This is a genomic window from Streptomyces sp. NPDC004732 (assembly GCF_040609235.1).
Classification (GTDB): domain Bacteria; phylum Actinomycetota; class Actinomycetes; order Streptomycetales; family Streptomycetaceae; genus Streptomyces.
Genome location: NZ_JBEXJR010000006.1, coordinates 507,161 through 527,758 on the forward strand (window position 1 = coordinate 507,161; position 20,598 = coordinate 527,758).

The 20,598-nt window shown below is 71.6% G+C and carries 18 protein-coding genes; 10 read left to right on the plus strand and 8 right to left on the minus strand.

Translation table 11 applies throughout. The annotated features are described in order from the left end of the window. Positions 1–23: 23 nt before the first annotated feature. The gene (locus tag ABZV77_RS20990) at positions 24–2,189 is read right to left on the minus strand and encodes an MMPL family transporter (protein WP_356258763.1); all 2,166 of its coding nucleotides are present in this window, start codon (positions 2,187–2,189) and stop codon (positions 24–26) included. Between the two features lie 134 nt (positions 2,190–2,323). On the opposite strand from ABZV77_RS20990, the gene rpe reads away from it, so the two are divergent. The 7 genes from rpe (at position 2,324) to ABZV77_RS21025 (ending at position 8,853) form a co-directional block, all read left to right on the plus strand. Next, positions 2,324–3,010, plus strand: coding sequence for a ribulose-phosphate 3-epimerase (rpe, locus tag ABZV77_RS20995; protein ID WP_356258765.1), 687 nt, complete (start codon positions 2,324–2,326; stop codon positions 3,008–3,010). Positions 3,011–3,088: 78 nt separating this feature from the next. Next, complete coding sequence (locus tag ABZV77_RS21000) at positions 3,089–4,141, plus strand: sugar-binding domain-containing protein (protein ID WP_356258768.1); 1,053 nt, start codon at positions 3,089–3,091, stop codon at positions 4,139–4,141. Between the two features lie 75 nt (positions 4,142–4,216). Further along, positions 4,217–4,609 carry a ribonuclease domain-containing protein gene (locus ABZV77_RS21005; RefSeq protein WP_356258771.1) on the plus strand — a complete coding sequence of 131 codons (393 nt, stop codon included), beginning with the start codon at positions 4,217–4,219 and terminating at the stop codon, positions 4,607–4,609. Beyond that, positions 4,609–5,004 (plus strand): barstar family protein, encoded by a 396-nt coding sequence (locus tag ABZV77_RS21010; RefSeq protein ID WP_356258773.1) that lies wholly within the window; start codon positions 4,609–4,611, stop codon positions 5,002–5,004. Before ABZV77_RS21005 ends, ABZV77_RS21010 begins: the two co-directional genes overlap by 1 nt. A 174-nt stretch (positions 5,005–5,178) precedes the next feature. Next, positions 5,179–6,621, plus strand: coding sequence for a GuaB1 family IMP dehydrogenase-related protein (locus ABZV77_RS21015; RefSeq protein ID WP_356258776.1), 1,443 nt, complete (start codon positions 5,179–5,181; stop codon positions 6,619–6,621). A 302-nt stretch (positions 6,622–6,923) separates the two neighbouring features. Beyond that, entirely contained in the window at positions 6,924–8,387 is a 1,464-nt protein-coding gene (locus ABZV77_RS21020) for an amino acid permease (RefSeq protein WP_356258778.1), read from the plus strand. Between the two features lie 10 nt (positions 8,388–8,397). Further along, the gene (locus ABZV77_RS21025) at positions 8,398–8,853 is read left to right on the plus strand and encodes an Lrp/AsnC family transcriptional regulator (RefSeq protein ID WP_356258781.1); all 456 of its coding nucleotides are present in this window, start codon (positions 8,398–8,400) and stop codon (positions 8,851–8,853) included. Here ABZV77_RS21025 and ABZV77_RS21030 read toward each other — a convergent pair. Continuing rightward, a complete protein-coding gene (locus tag ABZV77_RS21030) occupies positions 8,850–9,515 on the minus strand; it encodes a Repetin (protein ID WP_356258784.1) in 666 nt (221 codons plus the stop codon). The two genes, ABZV77_RS21025 and ABZV77_RS21030, sit on opposite strands and share 4 nt — an antisense overlap. A 332-nt stretch (positions 9,516–9,847) precedes the next feature. Between ABZV77_RS21030 and ABZV77_RS21035 the strand changes: the two genes are divergently transcribed. Together ABZV77_RS21035 and ABZV77_RS21040 are read left to right on the plus strand one after the other, a co-directional pair. Next, positions 9,848–10,636, plus strand: a complete 789-nt coding sequence (locus ABZV77_RS21035) for a carbon-nitrogen hydrolase family protein (RefSeq protein ID WP_356259024.1) — start codon at positions 9,848–9,850, stop codon at positions 10,634–10,636. 107 nt (positions 10,637–10,743) lie between these two features. Then, a complete protein-coding gene (locus ABZV77_RS21040; RefSeq protein ID WP_356258786.1) occupies positions 10,744–12,441 on the plus strand; it encodes an NAD(P)/FAD-dependent oxidoreductase in 1,698 nt (565 codons plus the stop codon). 49 nt (positions 12,442–12,490) lie between these two features. Here ABZV77_RS21040 and ABZV77_RS21045 read toward each other — a convergent pair whose 3' ends face one another. The 5 genes from ABZV77_RS21045 to ABZV77_RS21065 all read right to left on the minus strand — a co-directional run bounded on the left by ABZV77_RS21045 (position 12,491) and on the right by ABZV77_RS21065 (position 18,545). Next, positions 12,491–13,420 (minus strand): LLM class F420-dependent oxidoreductase, encoded by a 930-nt coding sequence (locus tag ABZV77_RS21045; RefSeq protein WP_356258789.1) that lies wholly within the window; start codon positions 13,418–13,420, stop codon positions 12,491–12,493. Positions 13,421–13,563: 143 nt separating this feature from the next. Beyond that, a complete protein-coding gene (locus tag ABZV77_RS21050) occupies positions 13,564–14,277 on the minus strand; it encodes a DUF5995 family protein (protein WP_356258790.1) in 714 nt (237 codons plus the stop codon). 76 nt (positions 14,278–14,353) lie between these two features. After that, a complete protein-coding gene (locus ABZV77_RS21055; RefSeq protein ID WP_356258793.1) occupies positions 14,354–15,556 on the minus strand; it encodes a Cmx/CmrA family chloramphenicol efflux MFS transporter in 1,203 nt (400 codons plus the stop codon). Between the two features lie 269 nt (positions 15,557–15,825). Continuing rightward, the gene (locus tag ABZV77_RS21060) at positions 15,826–17,214 is read right to left on the minus strand and encodes a solute carrier family 23 protein (RefSeq protein ID WP_356258796.1); all 1,389 of its coding nucleotides are present in this window, start codon (positions 17,212–17,214) and stop codon (positions 15,826–15,828) included. A gap of 119 nt (positions 17,215–17,333) precedes the next feature. Beyond that, positions 17,334–18,545: an MFS transporter gene (locus ABZV77_RS21065; protein ID WP_356258798.1), complete on the minus strand. Its 1,212-nt coding sequence runs from the start codon at positions 18,543–18,545 to the stop codon at positions 17,334–17,336. Positions 18,546–18,642: 97 nt separating this feature from the next. On the opposite strand from ABZV77_RS21065, the gene ABZV77_RS21070 reads away from it, so the two are divergent. Beyond that, positions 18,643–19,818, plus strand: a complete 1,176-nt coding sequence (locus ABZV77_RS21070; RefSeq protein WP_356258801.1) for an ROK family transcriptional regulator — start codon at positions 18,643–18,645, stop codon at positions 19,816–19,818. A 16-nt stretch (positions 19,819–19,834) separates the two neighbouring features. Here the strand turns inward: ABZV77_RS21070 and ABZV77_RS21075 are convergent, their stop codons facing one another. Next, positions 19,835–20,584 (minus strand): NAD(P)H-binding protein, encoded by a 750-nt coding sequence (locus ABZV77_RS21075; RefSeq protein WP_356258804.1) that lies wholly within the window; start codon positions 20,582–20,584, stop codon positions 19,835–19,837. Between the last annotated feature and the right edge of the window lie 14 nt (positions 20,585–20,598).

Sequence of the window (20,598 nt, forward strand, 5' to 3'; positions counted from 1 at the left end):
ACGGCGGCGGCAGCGAAGAGGCCCTACTGGTGCGGGAGTTGGGGCTGCTCAGTGGTCGCGGGTTCCGGCGCCCGCGGCGGCTCGGGCCGCCGTGCCAGCGCGTGTGGCCACCACACCTTCGGGCCCACGTCCAGGAACAGCGCCGTCACCAGAACCGAACGCACGATGAAGGTGTCGAGCAGTACGCCGAGCGCCACCGCGAAGCCGATCTCGGAGAACGCCACCATCGGGAGCGTGCCGAGCGCGGCGAACGTGCCCGCGAGGACCAGGCCCGCCGAGGTGATCACCGCGCCGGTCGCGGCGAGACCGGTCAGGACGCCCGCACGGGTGCCCTGCTGACCGGCCTCCTCGCGGACGCGGGTCGACAGGAAGATGTTGTAGTCGATGCCGAGCGCCACCAGGAACACGAAGACGAAGAGCGGGAAGTCGGTCGGCTCGCCCGCGTAGTCGAAGAGGTGGCGGAAGGCCAGCGCGCTGAGGCCGAGCGCCGTCGCGAAGGACAGGACCACCGTCGCGATCAGGAGGAGCGGGGCCACCACCGCGCGCAGCAGAACGGCGAGCGTCAGCAGCACCACGACCAGGACCAGCGGGATGATCAGCTTGTTGTCGTGGGCCGTGGCGCTCTCCATGTCGACCAGGGCGGCCGTGCCGCCGCCCACCTGCGCACCGGCGTCGGGGACGGCGTGGACGGTGTCGCGCACCCGCTCCACCGTCCGCTTCGCGGCCGAGCTGTCGGACGGGTCGGTCAGGGTCGCCTCGAACAGCACCTTGCCGTCGTACAGGGGTTTCGTCCCCGGCGGCCGCGCGACGCTGCTGGGCACCACACCCCGGTCGTCCCGCACGGCGCGGGTGACGGTGTCGCGCTGCGCCCGGTCCGCCACGATCACCAGCGGGTCGCCGGACCCCGCGGGGAAGTGCCGCGCGAGGACCTCCTGGCCGGTGATCGAGTCCGGCTTCTCGGTGAACGCGTCGGCGTTGCTGAGGCCGTCGGCCCGCAGTTGCAGGAGCCCGAGCGAGAGCAGGGCGAGAGTCGCCGCCGTGACGCCCCAGATCAGCCGCGGGCGGCGGTCGATGCGGCGGCCGGTGCGGGCCCACAGGCCGCGCTCGGTCGGCTCGGGGGAGCCGTAGTGCGGGATCAGCGGCCAGAAGAACCACCGGCCGAAGATCACCAGGAGGGCGGGGAAGAGCGACAGCATCGCAAGCAGCCCCACGGTGACGCCGATCGCGGCGACCGGACCGAGACCGCTCGTCGAGTTCATCTCGGCGGCCAGCAGCACCAGCATGCTCAGGACGACGGTCGCGCCCGACGCGAGGACCGCGGGACCCGCCCGGTGCAGGGCGAGGGCCATCGCCTCGTGACGGTCCTCGTGACGGCGCAGCTCTTCGCGATAGCGAGCGACCAGGAGCAGCGCATAGTCGGTCCCCGCGCCGAAGACGAGGACCGTCAGAATCCCCGCGCTCTGGCCGTTGACGGTGAGGTCCGCGTGCTCGGCGAGCAGATAGATGATGGCCTGGGCCGTGAAGAGCGCGGTGATCACGGCGAGCAGCGGGGCAAGCAGCAGGGTCGGGCTGCGGTAGGTGAACAGCAGGATCACGATGACGATGCCCGCCGCCGAGAGCAGCAGCGTCGAGTCGATGCCCTCGAACGCCTCGGCGGAGTCCGCGCCCGTGCCGCCAGGGCCGGTGATGTGCACGGCGAGGCCGTCGTCGCCGTCTCCCACCCGCTCCCTGATGGAGTCGACGGCGGGACCGATGCGCTCCCAGCTCTCGGCGTCCATGGTGATCGGCACGGACACCTGGGCCGCCTCGGGGCGCGACTTCTCGTCGTACACGGGGCCGCGGGTCTCGGCGCCGCGGATGGCGTGGACGCGCAGCTCCCGGACCTGGCGCACGTCCTCGGCGATCTGCCTGCGGTCCGCCACGGTGAGGCCGCCTTCGCGGGCGTACACGATGATGGCGGGGATCACCTCGGGCCTGAACTCCTCCGAGATGTCCAGGACTTGGGTCGACTCGGCGGAGCCGGGCAGCCAGGACTCCGCGTCGTTCTCCTGGGCGTCGGTCAGCTTCTGCGCCAGCGGTGCCGCGACGATGATCACCACCAGCCAGAACAGCACCACGAGCCACTTCGTGCGCCGTCCGCACACCAGCCACGCGATCCCGTGGCGCTCCTGCCGCCGTTCGTCCGCCATGGCTTCCCCCCGCTTGCCGTGCGCGGTGCCGCTGGACCGTCCAGCATGGCACTCGGCACGCGGTCGCGGGAGTTGCTGTGCTCATGCAGTGGACTGCGGTCGGCGTCGGGCGCCGGGCATGGCAGGCTTGGGGCATGGCCGTGCAGATCAACCCCAGCATCCTGTCCGCGGACTTCGCCCGTCTTGCCGAGGAGGCAGAGGCGGTCGAAGGCGCCGACTGGCTCCATGTCGACGTGATGGACAACCACTTCGTCCCGAACCTCACGCTCGGGGTGCCGATCGTAGAGTCGCTGGCCCGTGCGACGGACACGCCTCTGGACTGCCACCTGATGATCGAGGACCCCGATCGCTGGGCCCCGCAGTACGTCGAGGCGGGCGCCGGGTCCGTCACCTTCCACGCGGAGGCCGCCGCCGCGCCGGTCCGGCTCGCGCGCGAGATCCGCGCCAAGGGCGCCCGCGCCTCGATGGCGCTGAAGCCCGCGACCCCCATCGAGCCGTTCGAGGACCTGCTCCCCGAGCTCGACATGCTGCTGATCATGACGGTCGAGCCGGGCTTCGGCGGCCAGGCGTTCCTGGACATCATGCTGCCCAAGATCCGCCGCACCCGTGAGCTGATCGCCAAGCACGGTCTTGAGATGTGGCTGCAGGTCGACGGCGGTGTCTCGGCCGAGACCATCGAGCGCTGCGCGGAGGCCGGGGCCGACGTCTTCGTCGCCGGGTCCGCGGTCTACGGCGCCAAGGATCCCGCGGACGCGGTACGTTCATTGCGCACCCAAGCCGAGGCAAAGACCGCGTCAAGCGCCTGGGCGTGCAACCACTGAGCCAAGGGAACGTGAACGCAGTCCGCCAGGGCTGATCGACCAGGCCGGATCTGCAAGGATGAACGGCGAACCCAGTTTGTGAACAGCAGTGAGGAGAGCGCCGTGTCGGCCATGTCGGCGGGTCGGTCAGCCATGCGGATGGGACCCGCGGAGCTGGTGCAGGCGGCGGCCATGGCCCGCCGCTTCTACCTCGAGGGCAAGTCGAAGATCCAGATCGCCGAGGAGTTCGGCGTCAGCCGCTTCAAGGTGGCCCGGGTCCTGGAGACCGCCCTGGAGCGTGATCTCGTGCGCATCGAGATCCGGGTGCCCGCAGAGCTGGACGCGGAGCGCTCGGACGCGCTGCGCGCCCGATACGGCCTGCGGCACGCCGTCGTCGTGGAGTCGCCGGCGCCTGCCGACGAGATCGACGAGTCGCCCGACCCGGAGAACCTCGGGGAGGTGGCGGCGGACCTCCTCGGCGAGCTGGTCACCGAGGGCGACGTGCTCGGCCTCGCCTGGGGCCGCTCCACGATCCACATGGCGGCCGCGCTCGACCAGCTGCCGCCGTGCACGGTCGTGCAGCTGACGGGGGTGTACGACGCGGGGACCGCGGAGCGCGGCTCCGTCGAGGCCGTCCGCCGCGCCGCCCAGGTGTCCGGCGGCGAGGCCCACCCCATCTACGCGCCGATGCTGCTGCCCGACCCCGCCACCGCGTCGGCGCTGCGCAACCAGACCGGCATCGCCCGCGCCTTCGAGTACTTCGACAAGGTCACGGTCGCCTGTGTCTCCATCGGCTCCTGGGAGCCGGGCATCTCCACGGTCCACGACATGCTCAGTGACGAGGAGCGGGCGCACTACGCCTCGCTGGGAGTGGCCGCGGAGATGTCGGCGCACCTGTTCGACGCCGAGGGGCGTCGGGTGGGGCGGGACCTCGGGGAGCGGTGCATCACCGTCGAAGCGGATCGGCTCCGCCGCATTCCCGAGGTCGTCGCCATCGCGGGCGGGCAGCGGAAGGCCGCGGCCATCGACGCGGTGCTGCGGTCGGGGCTCGTCACCAGTCTCGTGACGGATACGGCTGCGGCCGATCAGCTGCTCGTTGCCGGGGCTGCGCCTCGGCCCGCGCTGAACCGGGCGGACCCGGACGGGAGCTGAGCGTCTGCGGGGGTGTGGGGGTTGTTCGCGCAGTTCCCCGCGCCCCTTAAGGGGCGCCATGGCAAGGTCTGACGCATGGTGCACCGGTTTGTTCCCCGCGTCCTGGGGGTTCTGCTCGTCTGCTTCGCGGTCTTCGTCGCCGGGTGCTCGTCCGGGGGCGGAGACCGGGACGCCCCCGACTGGGCCCCCGGCATGGCCACCGTGCAGGCCGACCGGCTGCCCGCCGAGGCGCGGCAGACGCTGCGCCGCATCGACGACGGGGGCCCCTTCCCGTACCGGAAGGACGGCACCGTCTTCGGCAACTTCGAGCGTGAGCTGCCGCGGCAGAAGCGCGGCTACTACCACGAGTACACCGTGCGCACGCCCGGCGAACGCGACCGCGGGGCCCGCCGGATCGTCACCGGGAGCGGTGACGAGGTCTACTACACCGACGACCACTACGCGTCCTTCAAGGCGGTGCTGAGGTAATGACCCACAACGTCGGCGGGGAGCCGCTCGCGCCCGTCCTGGAGGCCGTGCGCGGCGCGGGCTGGACCACCACGGCACTCTCCCTCTCCGGGGTGACGGACAAGGCCGCCTTCATGGAGCGCTGCGCCCGGGACCTCGCGCTGCCCGGCTGGTTCGGGCGCAACTGGGACGCGCTCGCCGACTGCCTCACCGACCTCTCGTGGGCGCCTCCCGCGCGCGGGAGGCTGCTCGTCGTATCCGGCTGGCAGGAGTACGCCGATGCGGCACCGGGGGAGTGGCGGATCGCCCAGGACGTGTTCTCGTCGGCCGTCGAGCACTGGCGGGGTGGGGCGGAGCCGGGTCTTGAGGTCGTCCTCTCGCTCGGCCCTGCCGACACGGAGCGTGGCGGCGACTGAACGGGCTGTTCCGCTCCGGGGGCGCTCTTGGACGATCTGACCAGCGCCCTCCCGGCCCGTCTGGGTGATCATCCCAGGCGGTACGACCCCCGCGGCATGGGACAATGAAGTACGTGCTTTCCCCCCGGTCCAACTGCCCGGGGGCCACCTCTGATCGACTGGGATGAGCAGCACGTGCGCTTCCTCAATGACATCCAGCCTGCGTACGACCTGACGTACGACGACGTCTTCATGGTCCCGAGGCGCTCCGCCGTCGGATCCCGCCAGGGCGTGGACCTCTCGTCGCCCGACGGCACCGGCACCACGATCCCGCTGGTCGTCGCCAACATGACCGCGATCGCCGGACGCCGCATGGCCGAGACCGTCGCCCGCCGCGGCGGCCTCGTCGTCATCCCCCAGGACATCCCGATCGAGGTCGTCACCGAGGTCATCTCCTGGGTCAAGACGCGCCACCACGTCCTGGACACCCCGATCGTCCTCGCGCCTTCGCAGACCGTCGCGGACGCGCTCGCCCTGCTGCCCAAGCGCGCGCACGACGCCGGGGTCGTCGTCGACGCCGACCAGAAGCCCGTCGGCGTCGTCACGGACGCCGACCTCAGCGGCGTCGACCGCTTCACGCAGCTCTCCGAGGTCATGTCCAAGGACCTGCTGCTCCTGGACGCCGACATCGACCCGCGCGACGCCTTCAACAAGCTGGACGGCGCCAACCGCCGCTACGCCCCCGCGGTGGACAAGGACGGCCGCCTCGCGGGCATCCTCACCCGGACGGGCGCCCTGCGCGCGACGCTCTACACCCCGGCCGTGGACGCCAACGGCGGCCTGCGCATCGCCGCGGCCGTCGGCATCAACGGCGACGTGGCGGGCAAGGCCAAGCAGCTCCTCGACGCGGGCGCCGACACGCTCGTCGTGGACACCGCGCACGGCCACCAGGAGTCGATGATCGCCGCGGTCAAGGCCGTGCGTGCGCTCGACCCGCAGGTCCCGATCGTGGCGGGCAACATCGTCGCCGCCGAGGGCGTCCGCGACCTGATCGAGGCCGGTGCCGACATCATCAAGGTGGGTGTCGGTCCCGGCGCCATGTGCACCACGCGCATGATGACCGGTGTCGGCCGCCCGCAGTTCTCCGCGGTGCTCGAATGCGCCGCCGAGGCCGCGAAGTTCGGCAAGCACGTCTGGGCCGACGGCGGTGTCCGTCACCCGCGCGACGTCGCCATGGCGCTCGCCGCGGGCGCCTCGAACGTCATGGTCGGCTCGTGGTTCGCGGGCACCTACGAGTCCCCTGGCGACCTCCAGCACGACGCCAAGGGCCGTGCCTACAAGGAGTCGTTCGGCATGGCCTCCGCCCGTGCCGTGCGCAACCGCACCTCCGACGAGTCGGCGTACGACCGCGCCCGCAAGGCGCTCTTCGAGGAGGGCATCTCGACCTCCCGGATGTTCCTCGACCCGGCCAGGCCCGGCGTCGAGGACCTGATCGACTCGATCATCGCGGGCGTCCGCTCGTCCTGCACGTACGCGGGCGCGGGCTCCCTGGCGGAGTTCGCCGAGAAGGCCACGGTCGGCGTCCAGAGCGCCGCGGGTTACGCGGAGGGCAAGCCGCTGCACGCCAGCTGGAGCTAGTCGCCCCCGACCTGCCGAAGGCCCCCGCGGACACTCCGCGGGGGCCTTTGTCATGGGCGCCGGGGCCGCCGGAACGCAACGGACGAAACGGACCGCGCAACGAAGAGACGTATCTGACGGAAGTGCGCAATGATCATCCGCCGGTACGCAAGGTTGCTGCATTACGGTCGGGAAGCCGCGGACTCTAGAGTCATGCGCTGTACGTGGTGTGGCGGGGACTGCCTGCTCGGTGGTTCCCGTCGCCAAGCGCGGGTGCCGTGGGTCCTCGCCGCCCTGACCGGCAGCGATGAAGGAGCCAGCGCGTGCTCGACCAAGGCGCACCCCCGCAGAACCGCCCGAGTCCCCCGGGCGGCACCGGCTTCGGCAGCCGTCTCATGCGCCGCAAGCCGGTGGAACGCCTGGTCGAGGAGGGTGGCCAGGGCGAGGGAGGCTCGCTGCGCCGCTCCCTCGGCATGTGGCAGCTGACCATGATCAGCATCGGTGCCACGCTCGGCACCGGCATCTTCGTCGTCCTCGGCGAGAGCGTCCCCAAGGCCGGGCCCGCCGTCACCATCTCCTTCGTGATCGCCGGACTCACCGCGCTCTTCTCGGCCCTCTCGTACGCCGAGCTGGCGGGCTCCATCCCGGTCGCTGGCTCCTCCTACTCGTACGCGTACGCAACGATGGGTGAACTCGTCGCCTGGGTCTGCGGCTGGTGCCTGGTCCTGGAGTACGGCGTCTCGGTCGCCGCGGTCGCGGTCGGCTGGGGCGAGTACCTCAACGAGCTGCTCGACGGGACCATCGGCGTCACGATCCCCAACGTGCTCTCCTCGGCACCCGGCGAGGGCGGCATCATCAACCTGCCAGGCCTGATCGTCGTGCTGCTCGCCATGGTGTTCCTGCTCGGCGGCGCCAAGGAGTCGGCGACGGCCAACACGATCATGGTCATCGTGAAGATCGCCGCGCTCGTGCTCTTCTGCACCATCGGCTTCATGGGCTTCAAGTCCGGCAACTACTCGGACTTCATGCCGCTCGGCACGGCCGGTGTCAGTGCCGCCGCCGCGAGCCTCTTCTTCTCCTACATCGGCTTCGACGCGGCCTCCACCGCGGGCGAGGAGGCCAAGAACCCGCAGCGGGACCTGCCGCGCGCGATCATGCTGTCGCTCGTCATCGTCACGGCGCTCTACGTCCTGGTCGCCGCCGTCGCCGTCGGCGCCTGGAACTGGAAGGACTTCGAGGGCTCCGAGGCCACGCTCGCCGCGATCATGAACGACGTCACCGGGCAGAGCGTCTGGGGCACGGTCCTCGCCGCCGGTGCCGTCATCTCCATCGCGTCCGTCGTCCTGACCGTCCTCTACGGACAGACCCGCGTCCTGTTCGCCATGTCCCGCGACGGCCTGGTCCCCAAGGTGTTCGGCCGGGTCAGCAAGAAGACGGGCACGCCCCGCGTGAACACCGTCATCGTGTCGCTGTTCTGCGCCGGGCTCGCCTCGGTCATCCCGCTCGGCAAGCTCGTCGACGCCACCAGCATCGGCACGCTCTTCGCCTTCGGCCTGGTCAACATCGCCGTGATCGTGCTGCGCAGGACCCGCCCCGACATGCCGCGCACCTTCCGCGTGCCGCTGGGCTGGCTCTTCCCGGTCCTCGGCTTCGGCTTCTGCGCGTACAACATGTTCAGCCTCGACTCCATCACGTGGGTCGTGTTCGGTGTCTGGATGGCCGTCGGCCTCGTGTTCTACTTCCTGTACGGCATGAGCCGCTCCCGATTGGCCACAGCAGAGAAGTGATCCACCCCCCGTGCGACTGAACGATCTCGACGAACGCATCGTGCACGCCCTCGCCGAGGACGCCCGCCGCTCCTACGCCGACATCGGCCAGCTGGTCGGACTCTCCGCGCCCGCCGTGAAGCGGCGCGTGGACCGGCTGCGGGCCACCGGAGCCATCACCGGCTTCACGGTCCGCGTGGACCCGGCGGCCCTCGGCTGGGAGACCGAGGGGTTCATCGAGATCTACTGTCGCCGGAACACCTCGCCGGAGGCGATCCAGCGAGGTCTGGAGCGCTATCCGGAGATCGCGTCCGCGTCCACCGTCACCGGTGACGCGGACGCGATCGTCCAGGTCTTCGCCGCGGACATGCGGCACTTCGAGCGGGTCCTCGAACGGATCGCGGGGGAGCCGTTCGTGGAGCGGACGAAGTCCGTGCTCGTCCTCTCGCCCCTGATGCGCCGCTTCTCCTCGGGGGCCCCGGCTTAGCCCTGTGCGCCGAGTGCGCGCTGCGGCTCCGGGTACGGGACCTTCCACGGGACGACGTCGAAGTCGCCCGTGCCCTTCCTGACCTTCTCGTACGGCGCCGAGCTCGCGCACGCGGCCAGGGTGTCGGGCTGGCCCTGCGTGCCGCCGTAGGCCGCCCAGCTGTAGCCGACCCGGTCGTTGCGGCCCCGGTCGTCGACCGTGAAGCCGACCCGCTTGCCCTTGATCTTCTTGAGATTCGTGTCGGTGATGACACCGGTGGCGGTGGCGACCTTGCCGCCCGTCATCAGGCAGTCGATGCGGCCCGCCGCCCAGCCGCCCGTGCCGCCCGGCTTGTCGAGGTGGACGAAGCGGAACGTGCCGGTCGCCCGCGACGGGTCCGCCGTGTCCTCGGCCGCGAGATGCGCGTCGAACGTGAACGTCACGTCCTCGGTGGTCTTGCGGTACATCTTCGCCGAGCCGGTGAGCGCGGCGGCCTCACGCTTCTCCGCCCGGTCACCGGCGTGCGACCGCTCGCCGGTCTTCGCCCGGTCACCGGCGTGCGCCGTCGTGGGGCGCGCCGCTCCGTCGGCCGACGCGACGGCTGCGCCCGCCGCTCCCACGGTCAGCAGCAGCGCGGCCGCCACGGCGATGGCGCGGGGGTGCGGGGTGGCTGTGCGGCTCATGGAAAGCCTCCGTCTTGGAGTCCGTGCACCCGGTCCTTCCGGGCGTGATCACGTTCTCGCGGGAGGGGGGTCCACCGCGTCCGGCCCCGGGCCCCACTCCTCTTCCGCCGCGCGGCGGGGGTCCTCGGCCGCTCCCTGCACCCGCAGGAGGACCCCACCGATACCCGCGGCCCATGCCGTGCGCAACGAATCGCCGTACGGGCCCCGCTACGCGCAACAGATCACCCAGCTGCCCGCAACGGTCGTACCTTGTCCGGGCACAGCCGCCGACCGTACCGTCGTATGGACCCCGCCTTCCCCTTCGTACGCCCCGAGGATCCGCCATGCCTGCGCTGCGCACCGCCCTGCTCCAGAGCTCCGGGCAGCCCGGATCCGTCGACGCGAACCTCGCGGCCCTTGACGAGGCCGCCGGGCGCGCCGCCGCGGCGGACGCGGGGCTGCTCGTGGCCCCCGAGCTCTTCCTCACCGGGTACGCGATCGGCGACGACATCGCCCGGCTCGCCGAGCCCGTCGACGGGGAGTCGGCCAAGGCCGTCGCGGGGATCGCCGCACGCCACGGGGTCGGCATCGCCTACGGCTACCCGGAGCGCGAGGGCGATCTCGTCTTCAACTCCGTCCAGTTGATCGGTCCGGACGGGGCCCGCCTCGCGAACTACCGCAAGACCCACCTCTTCGGCGGCTTCGAGCGCGACTCCTTCACCCCCGGTGAACAGGCCGTCGTCCAGGCCGAACTCGGCGGGGTCCGGGTCGGCCTGATGATCTGCTACGACGTGGAGTTCCCGGAGAACGTCCGCGCGCACGCCCTCGCGGGCACCGACCTGCTGGTCGTGCCGACCGCGCAGATGCACCCCTTCCAGTTCGTCGCCGAGTCCCTCGTGCCGGTGCGCGCCTTCGAGAACCAGATGTACGTCGCGTACGTCAACCGGGTCGGGCCCGAGGGGGAGTTCGAGTTCGTCGGGCTCTCCACGCTGGTCGGCCCCGACGGCGTGGCGCGCGCCCGCGCGGGACGCGGCGAAGAACTCGTCCTCGGCGACGTCGACCCCGACTTCCTGAGCTCCTCCCGCGAGAACAACCCGTACCTGCGCGACCGCCGCCCCGGCCTGTACGCGTCCCTCGTCTGAGTACTTGAGCCCTTGAGTCTTTGAGCCGCTGAGTCTTCGAGTCGCTGAGTCTCTGAGCCGCCCCCCCCAGCTTTCTGCTTCAGTTCCCCGCAAGGAGTCCGTACCCCATGACGTCCACTGTGCCCACCGCTGTCCAGCACACCGACGCCCAGCCGCCGATCACCATGTTCGGTCCGGACTTCCCCTACGCCTACGACGACTTCCTGGCCCACCCCGCGGGCCTCGGCCAGATACCCGCGACCGAGCACGGCACCGAGGTCGCCGTCATCGGCGGCGGTCTGTCCGGCATCATCGCCGCGTACGAGCTGATGAAGATGGGCCTCAAGCCCGTCGTCTACGAGGCCGACCAGATCGGCGGCCGACTGCGCACCGTCGGCTTCGAGGGCACCGGCACGGACGAGCTGACCGCCGAGATGGGCGCCATGCGCTTCCCGCCGTCCTCGACGGCGCTCCAGCACTACATCGACCTGGTGGGCCTGGAGACCAAGGCGTTCCCCAACCCGCTCGCCGAGTCCACTCCTTCGACCGTCGTGGACCTCAAGGGCGAGTCCCACTACGCGACCAGCGTCGACGACCTGCCGCAGGTCTACCGCGACGTGATGAACGCCTGGAACGCCTGCCTGGAGGAGGGCGCGGACTTCTCCGACATGAACCGCGCCCTGCGCGAGCGCGACGTGCCGAAGATCCGCGAGATCTGGTCCAAGCTCGTCGAGAAGCTCGACAACCAGACCTTCTACGGCTTCCTCTGCGACTCCGAGGCGTTCAAGTCCTTCCGGCACCGGGAGATCTTCGGCCAGGTCGGCTTCGGCACGGGCGGCTGGGACACCGACTTCCCGAACTCCATCCTGGAGATCCTGCGCGTCGTCTACACCGAGGCGGACGACCACCACCGCGGCATCGTCGGCGGCAGCCAGCAGCTGCCGCTGCGCATGTGGGAGCGCGAGCCGCAGAAGATCGTCCACTGGGAGCCCGGTACGTCCCTCGCCTCGCTGCACGCGGGCGGCGCGCCCAAGCCCGCCGTGACCCGCCTCAACCGCACCGCCGGGAACCGCGTGACGGTCACCGACGCCTCCGGTGACATCCGCACCTACCGGACCGCGATCTTCACCGCCCAGTCGTGGATGCTGCTCTCGAAGATCGACTGCGACGACTCGCTCTTCCCCATCGACCACTGGACGGCGATGGAGCGGACCCACTACATGGAGTCCAGCAAGCTCTTCGTCCCGGTCGACCGGCCGTTCTGGCTGGACAAGGACGAGCAGACCGGCCGTGATGTCATGTCGATGACGCTCACCGACCGCATGACGCGCGGCACGTACCTGCTCGACGACGGTCCGGACAAGCCCGCCGTCATCTGCCTCTCCTACACCTGGTGCGACGACAGCCTGAAGTGGCTGCCGCTGTCGGCGAACGAGCGCATGGAGGTCATGCTCAAGTCGCTCGGCGAGATCTACCCGAAGGTCGACATCAGGAAGCACATCATCGGCAACCCGGTGACCGTGTCCTGGGAGAACGAGCCCTACTTCATGGGCGCCTTCAAGGCGAACCTGCCGGGCCACTACCGCTACCAGCGGCGCCTGTTCACCCACTTCATGCAGGAGCACCTGCCCGAGGACAAGCGCGGCATCTTCCTCGCGGGCGACGACATCTCCTGGACGGCGGGCTGGGCCGAGGGCGCGGTCCAGACCGCGCTCAACGCCGTGTGGGGCGTGATGCACCACTTCGGCGGTGCCACGGACGCCACGAACCCCGGCCCCGGCGACGTCTACGACGAGATCGCCCCCGTCGAGCTGCCCGAGGACTGACGGCCCGGGGGCGGTGGTTCTGGGGGCGTTCGCTCCCCGGGGCGGTCGGTCAGACTCCGGCCGCCCGCGCCGCCTCGTACACCTGCGCGGCGAGGTCCTTGAGTTCCTGGGCGTCGCGCGCAGACCCCGCGAGGTCCACCAGGATCTCGTCGACGCCCACCGCGGCGTGCGCGGCCAGGTCCTCGACGATCTGCTCGACGTTGCCGCGGAACGGGGCGCGGTCCGCGCCGGTGTACGGCTTCGCCGTGTAGCGCGTGTTGGCCCGCAGCACGCTCTGCACCGGCTTCTCGCGGCCCTGCTCGGCGGCCGCCTCGCGTACCTTCTCCCACTGTTCGGCGAGCGCGTCGGCGCCCATGGCCACGGGCATCCAGCCGTCCGCGCGGTTCACGAGTCTGCGCAGGGCGCGCGGGCTGTTGGCGGGGAGCAGGACCGGGATCGGCCGGGCGGGCTTGGGTCCGACCACGGACGGCGCGATGGTCGTCAGCTCCCCTTCGTACGCCACCGGGTCGGGTCCCCAGACCGCGTGGCAGACGTCGAGCAGCTCGTCCAGGACCTTGCCGCGCCGCTCGTAGGGCGCGACCGACGCGGCCGCGTACTCGTCGCGGGACCAGCCCGTGCCGAAGCCCGCGACGACCCGGCCGCCGCTCGCCGAGTCCAACGAGGCCAGCGAGCGCGCCAGTTGGAACGGGATGTGCAGCGGGGCGACCAGCACGCTGGTGCCGAGCCGGGCCCGTTCCGTGGCCGCGGCGGCCAGCGTCAGGGTGATCAGGGGATCGGCGACCGAGCGGTAGGAGTCGGGCCAGGGGCGGCCAGGGATTCCGTACAGGCCCTGGGTCGCGGGCTCGGGATAGAGGATGCGCTCGTAGACCCAGAGGCTTTCGTAGCCCATGTCCTCGGCGGCCTGGGCCACCACGGGGACGTCGCGTCCGATGGCGTACTGCCTGCCCTGCGGAAGACTCAGGCCGAGTCGGGTCGCCATTCCGGTGCTCCTTCGCGTCGGGGTCGGTCAGTTCAACGTACAACGATCGCGGGCGTGATCCCCGGGAACGGCCGTGGGCGTGGCCGAAAAGGGACAGGGCCGGTCGGTGAACGGGACGTCGCAGGGGGTCGGGTGGGCCCGTGTCAGTCCGGCAGCGGGGTCAGCAGGATCCGGCCCACCAGACCCACCGCCCCGTCGAGCCGCTCCGCGAACTCCTCCGCCACGCAGGGGAGTTCGCGCAGCGCCCACAAGGCCCGCGCCGACGCCCAGGCGCCGTCCCTGGCGCGCTCCAGGCTCCAGGATCCGGCCAGATGCGTGAGGGGGTCGCCGACCTGGAGAAGGTCGGGCCCCGGCATCAGCTCCTCCCGGATGCGCTCCTCCAGCGACACCAGGGAGTCGCCCACGCGGTCGAACTCGTCCTCAAGATCGGCCGGTTCGCAGCCGAGCGCACGGCAGCTGTCCACGAGGGCCAGCGCGAGATCGTGCCCGATGTGCGCGTTGATGCCCGCGAGCGCGAACTGCAGCGGGTGTACGCCGGGATGGCGGCGGTACTGGAACAGCGGGCGCCAGCAGGCGGGCGGGCGGCGCCCGGCGGCCGCCGCGTCGACGGCCGCCAGATACCGCTCGGCGAAACGGACGGCCAGGGTGGTCGCGGCATGCGCGTCGGGGAAGGCGCCCAGGCCGAGGCGCCGGGCGACCTCCTCGGTCACCGAGAGGTAGACGCGGTTGAAGACGGCGACCCCGTCGCGCGGTGGCCAGTCGTCGCCGAGCGCCCGCATCCGCGCCAGCACGCCGTCGACGTCGTCGTCCCCACGGGTCGGGGTCCTGAACTCTGCGAACCGCTCCAACTGCGCCATGGGGGCAGGGTCCCAGTCCCGGGGCGGCCCGGGCGTCAGCGCACCGGGCACGTCCCCGAAACGAGCGAACGGACGCTTACGAGGTGGCGCGCGACCGGGCCGGGTCCGGTGACGGTGCCAGGGCCTTTTCGGGGGCCCTTCCGCCCAGACCGAGCGCCGCACCCCCGATGACCAGAGCCGCCGCCACCAGCGCCGCGCTGACCCAGAGCGGCGAGCGGAAGCCGAGCCCGGCGGAGATCGCGAGGCCGCCGAGCCAGGGGCCCAGGGCGCCGCCCACGTTGAACGCCGCCGTCGCGAATCCGCCCGCCAGATGGGGCGCGTCGGTCGCCGCGTACAGCGCCCGCGCGATGAGCGTCGAACCGACCCCGAACGACAGCGCCCCCTGGACGAGGACCAGCACGACGGCCGCCACCGGGTTCCCCGCGGTCACCGCGAACACGACCCAGCCGGTGACCAGCGCGAGCGAGCCGAACACCAGGATCGGCATGGGCCGTACATCGGCGAAGCGACCGGCCGCGCTGACGCCGACGAAGGAGCCGATGCCGAACAGTGCCAGCATCCCGGGCACCCAGGAGGAGCCGAGACCGGTGACGTGGGTGACCAGTGGGGCGAGATAGGTGAACGTGCAGAACGTCGCGCCGTTGACCAGCGCGCCAAGCAGCAGCGTCACAAGCAGCCGCGGACCGCGCAGCGCACGCAGTTCACCGAGCGCGCTCGGCCCGTCGGCGTCGGGCGCCCCGGACGGCACGGCTCGCGCGATGGCGAGCACGGCGGGCAGCGAGAGGAGGGCCACCGCCCAGAACGCCGAGCGCCAGCCCCACGCCGCACCGAGCAGCGCGCCCGCGGGCACGCCCGCGACACAGGCGACGGTCACGCCGCCGAGCAGCGCCGACGTGGCGCGCCCCTTGGCGTCGGGCCCGACCATGCTCGTGGCGGTGACCAGGGCGACGGCGAGGAAGCCCGCGTTGGCGAGGGCGCCGACGACGCGGGTCACCAGGAGCACGGTGAAGCTGGTGGTGAGGGCGCCGACGACATGGACGAGCAGGAAGGCGACGAGGAAGACCAGGAGCGCGCTGCGACGGGAGAAGCGGCGGCTCAGGATGGCCATCAGTGGCGCACCGACGATCATTCCCACGGCGAATGCCGAGGTCAGATGGCCTGCGGCCGGGACGCTGACGGACAGGTCCCGTGCGATGTCGGGGATCAGCCCGGACAGCATGAACTCGGAGGTTCCCTGGGCGAAAACGGCAAGCCCGAGGAGGTGGAGGGCAAAGGGCACAGCAGGACTCCGCAACCACGATGTGGATCGAAAGGATCAGGGCACGGGGGCGGTGATCCGGTGGTGGCGGGCGCAGTTCCTGCGCGCGGGCGCGTCGGTGCAGCAGTGTGCAGTGCAGCAGTGGGTCAGTGCATCAAAGTGCTACTGCATCAATGTGCTACTGCATCGGCGCGAGAAGCCACCGGACGACCGGTGGCGTGAGTCTGTCGGACTCGGGAGTGGACATGGTGCGCACCCTAAGCAGCGGTCGCGCACCACGTCCAACCGTTTTAGCCGCGCTCGCGGTCCTCTTCGTCGTACGTCGACGTGCCCGAATCGAGTAGCGGTTCCTGGGACTTGAGGTGTGCGGGGGCGAAGGCGCGCAGCACGTGATAGCCCGTGATGACGACGATCGTGCCGAGTGCGATCCCGCTCAGCTGGAAGTTGTCCGAGATCTTCAGGGAGACACCGCCGACGCCGATGATGATGCCCGCCGCGGCCGGTACGAGGTTCAGCGGATTGCGCAGGTCGACCTTGGCGTTGATCCAGATCTGGGCGCCGAGCAGGCCGATCATGCCGTAGAGGATGACGGTGATGCCGCCGAGCACGCCGCCGGGGATCGCGGCCACGACCGCGCCGAACTTGGGGCAGAGCCCGAAGAGCAGGGCGAAGCAGGCCGCCGCCCAGTACGCGGCCGTCGAGTAGACGCGGGTCGCGGCCATCACGCCGATGTTCTCGGAGTACGTGGTGTTGGGCGGACCGCCGACCGCGGTGGAGAGCATGGAGGCGGCGCCGTCCGCGGAGATCGCCGTGCCGAGCTTGTCGTCGAGATTGTCGCCGGTCATCTCGCCGACGGCCTTCACATGGCCCGCGTTCTCGGCGATCAGCGCGATGACGACGGGCAGCGCCACGAGGATCGCCGACCACTCGAAGCTCGGCGCGTGGAAGGACGGCAGGCCGATCCAGTCGGCATGGCCCACGGCGGACAGGTCGAGGCGCCAGTGGTCGACGACCTTGCCCGAGGCGTCCGCCGAGTGGATCTTGCCGAAGACCTGGTCGAGGACCCAGGAGATGGCGTACCCGAAGAGCAGCCCGAGGAAGATTGCGACGCGCGACCAGAAGCCGCGCAGACACACCACGGCAAGCCCGGTGAAGAGCATCACCAGGAGCGCCGTCCACTGGTCCTGCGGCCAGTACGTCGATGCCGTGACCGGCGCCAGGTTGAAGCCGATGAGCATGACGACCGCGCCGGTCACGATCGGCGGCATCGCGGCGTGGATGATCCGCGCCCCGAACTTCCGTACCGCGAGACCCACCAGGAACAGCGCGCCACCGACCACGAAGACCGCGCCGGTCACCGTCGCGCTGGAGCCGCCCTGTGCGCGGATGACCGCGGCGACGCCCACGAAGGAGAGCGAACAGCCCAGATAGCTGGGCACCCGGCCGCGCGTGGCGAGCAGGAAGATGACGGTGGCGACGCCCGACATCATGATCGCGAGGTTCGGGTCGAGGCCCATCAGGACGGGCGCCACGAAGGACGCGCCGAACATCGCGACCACGTGCTGGGCGCCGAGTCCGAAGGTGCGCGGCCAGGAGAGCCGCTCGTCGGGACGGACGACGGCTCCGGGCGCGGGGGTGCGCCCGTCGCCGTGCAGCTTCCAGCGCACGCCGAGATCCATGGTGAGTCAGTCGCTTTCTGTCCGCCGAACCGGGCCCGGCCGGGTGGCCGGAAATGATCGACGCCATGTTAATGCGACGTAAGTGCGGCTTCTCGCCGGTGCGGGTCCGCCCCGCCCCGTCAGGACCTCGGTCCGTGCGCCGCCGCGTCCGCGGGTGCGCCCTGCGCCGCCTTGCGGCCGCCCGTGCGCAGGACGCCCGCGAAGACCGTGAGGCCGCAGGCGAGCAGCGTCACCAGGCCGAACGAGGCGACGAGGCTCGTGGCCTGGGCCAGCGCGCCGATCGCCGAAGGGGCGATCAGGCTGGAGGTGTACGTGATGGTGGCGACGCCCGCGATGGCCTGGCTGGGGTTGGGGCCGCTGTGTCCGGCGGCCGCGAAGGCGAGCGGCACGACGACCGCGATGCCGAGGCCCATCAGGGCGAAGCCGCCCATGGCCATCACCGGATGGGTGGCGAGGACGACCAGCAGTCCGCCGAGCGCCGCGAGGACCCCGCCCGCCCGCACCGTGCGCACCGCGCCGAACCGGTTCACCACCGCGTCGCCCGCGAGCCGCGCGATGGCCATGGTGAGCGTGAAGCCGGTGGTGGAGGCGGCGGCGACACCGGCCGACGTGTCCAGGACGTCCCGCAGATAGACCGCCGACCAGTCGAGGCTCGCGCCCTCCGCGAAGACCGCGCAGAAGCCGACCGCGCCGATCAGCAGCGCCGACTTGGGCGGCAGCGAGAAGCGCGGCGGTGCCTCCTCCTCGGGCTCGGGCTGCAGGTCGAGGACGCCCTGGCAGGCGACGAGGCCGAGCGCGGTCAGGGTGGCGGCGGCGAGCGCGTGGTGCAGGCGGGCGTCCGAGCCGAGGTGGGCGGCGACCGTGCCTGCCGCGGAGCCGATCAGGGCGCCGACGCTCCACATGCCGTGCAGGCCCGACATGATCGACTTCCGCATGCGGGTCTCGGTCTCGACGCCGAGCGCGTTCATCGTCACGTCGGACATGCCGGACGTCGCGCCGTACACGAAGAGCGCCAGGCAGAGCATGGGCAGGTTGGGTGCCAGGGACGGCAGGACCAGGGCGAGCGTCCACATGACGAGGAGGCCGCGCAGCGCGGTGCGGGCGCCGAAGCGGTGGCTGATCCGGCTGGCGAGCGGCATCGCGACGGAGGCGCCGATCGCGGGGAAGGCCAGGGCGAGGCCGAGCATGCCCGCGCTGACGTCGGCGTGCTCCTGGATCCACGGCACCCGGGTCGCGAAGGACCCCGCGACGGAGCCGTGCACGCAGAAGACGGCCGCCACGGCGATCCGCGCCCGCTTCAACCGCTGTTTGTCGTAGACCACTTCACTCATTCCGCTCCGCCCCTCCCAGGTGGTGCCTCGGTACGGCGACGTAAACTATCAGGAAGCCTGCCTGATAAATAGAAGCTTTCTATGGGAGGATCCGGCCATGCCTGTCTCGCCTGCCTCACCGAGCACCGCCCGAGCCATCAACGACCGGCTCGCGCTGGGGCTCCTGCAGAGCGAAGGCCCGCTCACCGCGAACCAGTTGAAGCAGCTCACGGGCTTGTCGAGGCCCTCCGTCGCCGACCTCGTCGAGCGGCTCCAGGGCTCCGGGCTCATCACGGTCGTCGGGGAGGCGGGCGCCCAGCGGCGCGGCCCGAACGCGCGGCTCTACGGCATAGTCGCCGACCGCGCCCATCTCGCCGCCCTCGACGTGCGCACCGAGAGCGTCTCCGTCGTCGTGACCGATCTGCTCGGCGCGGTGCTCGCCGAGGCCTCCGCGCCCATCGGCGGCGGCACCGGCACCGGGCCCGCCGTCGAGCGTGCCGTGGCCCTCGTCGAGCGCGCGGCCAGTGAGGGCGGTGTGCAGCGCCTGCACACCGTCGGCATCGGCGCCCCCGGACTCATCGACCCCACCACCGGCGACCTGCACGACACGTCCGCGCTGCCCGCCTGGCACCGCCGCCTCGCGGGCGCCCTGCACGAGCGGCTCGGCGCCCGTGTCCTCGTGGAGAACGAGACCAACCTCGCGGCCCGTGCCGAACGCAGGGACGGCGCCGCGCACGACCGTGACACCTTCGTGCTGCTCTGGCTCGGCGACGGCGTCGGCGCCGCCGTCGTGCTCGACGGCGTGCTGCGCCGGGGTGCGTCGGGGGGCGCGGGCGAGATCGGCTTCCTGCCGGTGCCGGGCACGAGCACCCTGCCGTCGGCCACCAGCTGCGAGGGCGGCTTCCACTCGCTGGCCTGCGCCGCGGCGCTCCGTGAACTCGGTGCGGAGCACGGCATCCTGGAGCCCGGCATGTCCGGCGCCGACGTGGTGCGGCGCGCGGTCGAGACCGGCGAGGGCGCCTTTCTCGACGCCGTCGCCGACCGGGTGGCCGTCGGTGCGGCGGCGATGGCCGCGATCCTCGACCCCGGCTGTGTGGTCCTGGGCGGCGAGGTGGGCCGCGCGGGCGGCGCCGAGCTCGCTGCCCGCGTCACGGACCGGGTCACCGCCATGTCGCCGCTGCGCACCGAGGTGCGGGCGGGCAGGCTCGGCGGGGCCGCGGTGCTGAGGGGTGCGCTGCTCGCCGCGCGGGACGCCGCGCAGGACGAGCTCTTCGGGCCACGGACGAGTCACTGAGCGGTGCGGCGCCGCCTCACCGGCGTACGCCCCCGGACCGCACCGCCAGGTACTCCTCGAACGTCCCCTTGCCCACGGCCCGACCCGGCGTCAGATGACCGCCCGCCCGCGCCGCCCGGTACGTCCGGCCCGCGAGCCGCACCGGCAGCACCCGGCGCCGCTTGCCGCTCGCCCGCAGATAGGCGCGGGCGAGGTCCGGGAAGGTGCGGACCTCGGGGCCTCCCATGTCGTCGACCCGGCCCGCCGGCGGCGCCGCGGCCAACTGCGCGAGGCGGTCCGCCACTTCGCCGACCTCGATCGGCTGGTCGCTGACCCCGCCGGGCAGCAGCATGACGGGGAGCTTCGCCGACGCCTCCATGATCCGCAGGACCAGGTCGTGGAACTGGGTGGTCCGCAGCACGGTCCAGCCAAGCCCCGACTCCTCGATCAGCCGCTCGACCGCGAGCTTCGTCTTGTAGTAGCCGAGCGGCACCCGGTCGATGCCGACGATCGAGATGTAGACCAGATGTGCGACGCCTGCCTTCTGCGCCGCCGCGATCAGGTTCTTGGCGGCGCGCTCGTCACCGCCGCGCAGGGTGGTCGCGCAGTGCACGATCACGTCCGCGCCGGTTACCGCCGCGTCCAGGCCGGTGCCCTCGCGCAGATCGACGGCGTACGGCCGCGTGTGGCGACTGAGCACCCGTACCTCGTGACCGTCCGCACGCAACCGCTCGGTCACGAGGCGGCCGAGGGTTCCGGTACCGCCGGTCACCAGGATCGTGCTCATCACGGGGCTCCTTC

Bases quoted from the DNA above. Each gene is read 5' to 3' on its own strand.
- ABZV77_RS21050 (WP_356258790.1), bottom strand. From the start codon at position 14,277: ATGGCGCAGTTGGAGCGGTTCGCAGAGTTCAGGACCCCGACCCGTGGG.
- ABZV77_RS21070 (WP_356258801.1), top strand. From the start codon at position 18,643: ATGCCTGTCTCGCCTGCCTCACCGAGCACCGCCCGAGCCATCAACGAC.
- ABZV77_RS21060 (WP_356258796.1), bottom strand. From the start codon at position 17,214: ATGGATCTCGGCGTGCGCTGGAAGCTGCACGGCGACGGGCGCACCCCC.
- ABZV77_RS21045 (WP_356258789.1), bottom strand. From the start codon at position 13,420: ATGGCGACCCGACTCGGCCTGAGTCTTCCGCAGGGCAGGCAGTACGCC.
- ABZV77_RS21075 (WP_356258804.1), bottom strand. From the start codon at position 20,584: ATGAGCACGATCCTGGTGACCGGCGGTACCGGAACCCTCGGCCGCCTC.
- rpe (WP_356258765.1), top strand. From the start codon at position 2,324: ATGGCCGTGCAGATCAACCCCAGCATCCTGTCCGCGGACTTCGCCCGT.
- ABZV77_RS21030 (WP_356258784.1), bottom strand. From the start codon at position 9,515: ATGAGCCGCACAGCCACCCCGCACCCCCGCGCCATCGCCGTGGCGGCC.
- ABZV77_RS21010 (WP_356258773.1), top strand. From the start codon at position 4,609: ATGACCCACAACGTCGGCGGGGAGCCGCTCGCGCCCGTCCTGGAGGCC.
- ABZV77_RS21065 (WP_356258798.1), bottom strand. From the start codon at position 18,545: ATGAGTGAAGTGGTCTACGACAAACAGCGGTTGAAGCGGGCGCGGATC.
- ABZV77_RS20990 (WP_356258763.1), bottom strand. From the start codon at position 2,189: ATGGCGGACGAACGGCGGCAGGAGCGCCACGGGATCGCGTGGCTGGTG.
- ABZV77_RS21005 (WP_356258771.1), top strand. From the start codon at position 4,217: ATGGTGCACCGGTTTGTTCCCCGCGTCCTGGGGGTTCTGCTCGTCTGC.
- ABZV77_RS21040 (WP_356258786.1), top strand. From the start codon at position 10,744: ATGACGTCCACTGTGCCCACCGCTGTCCAGCACACCGACGCCCAGCCG.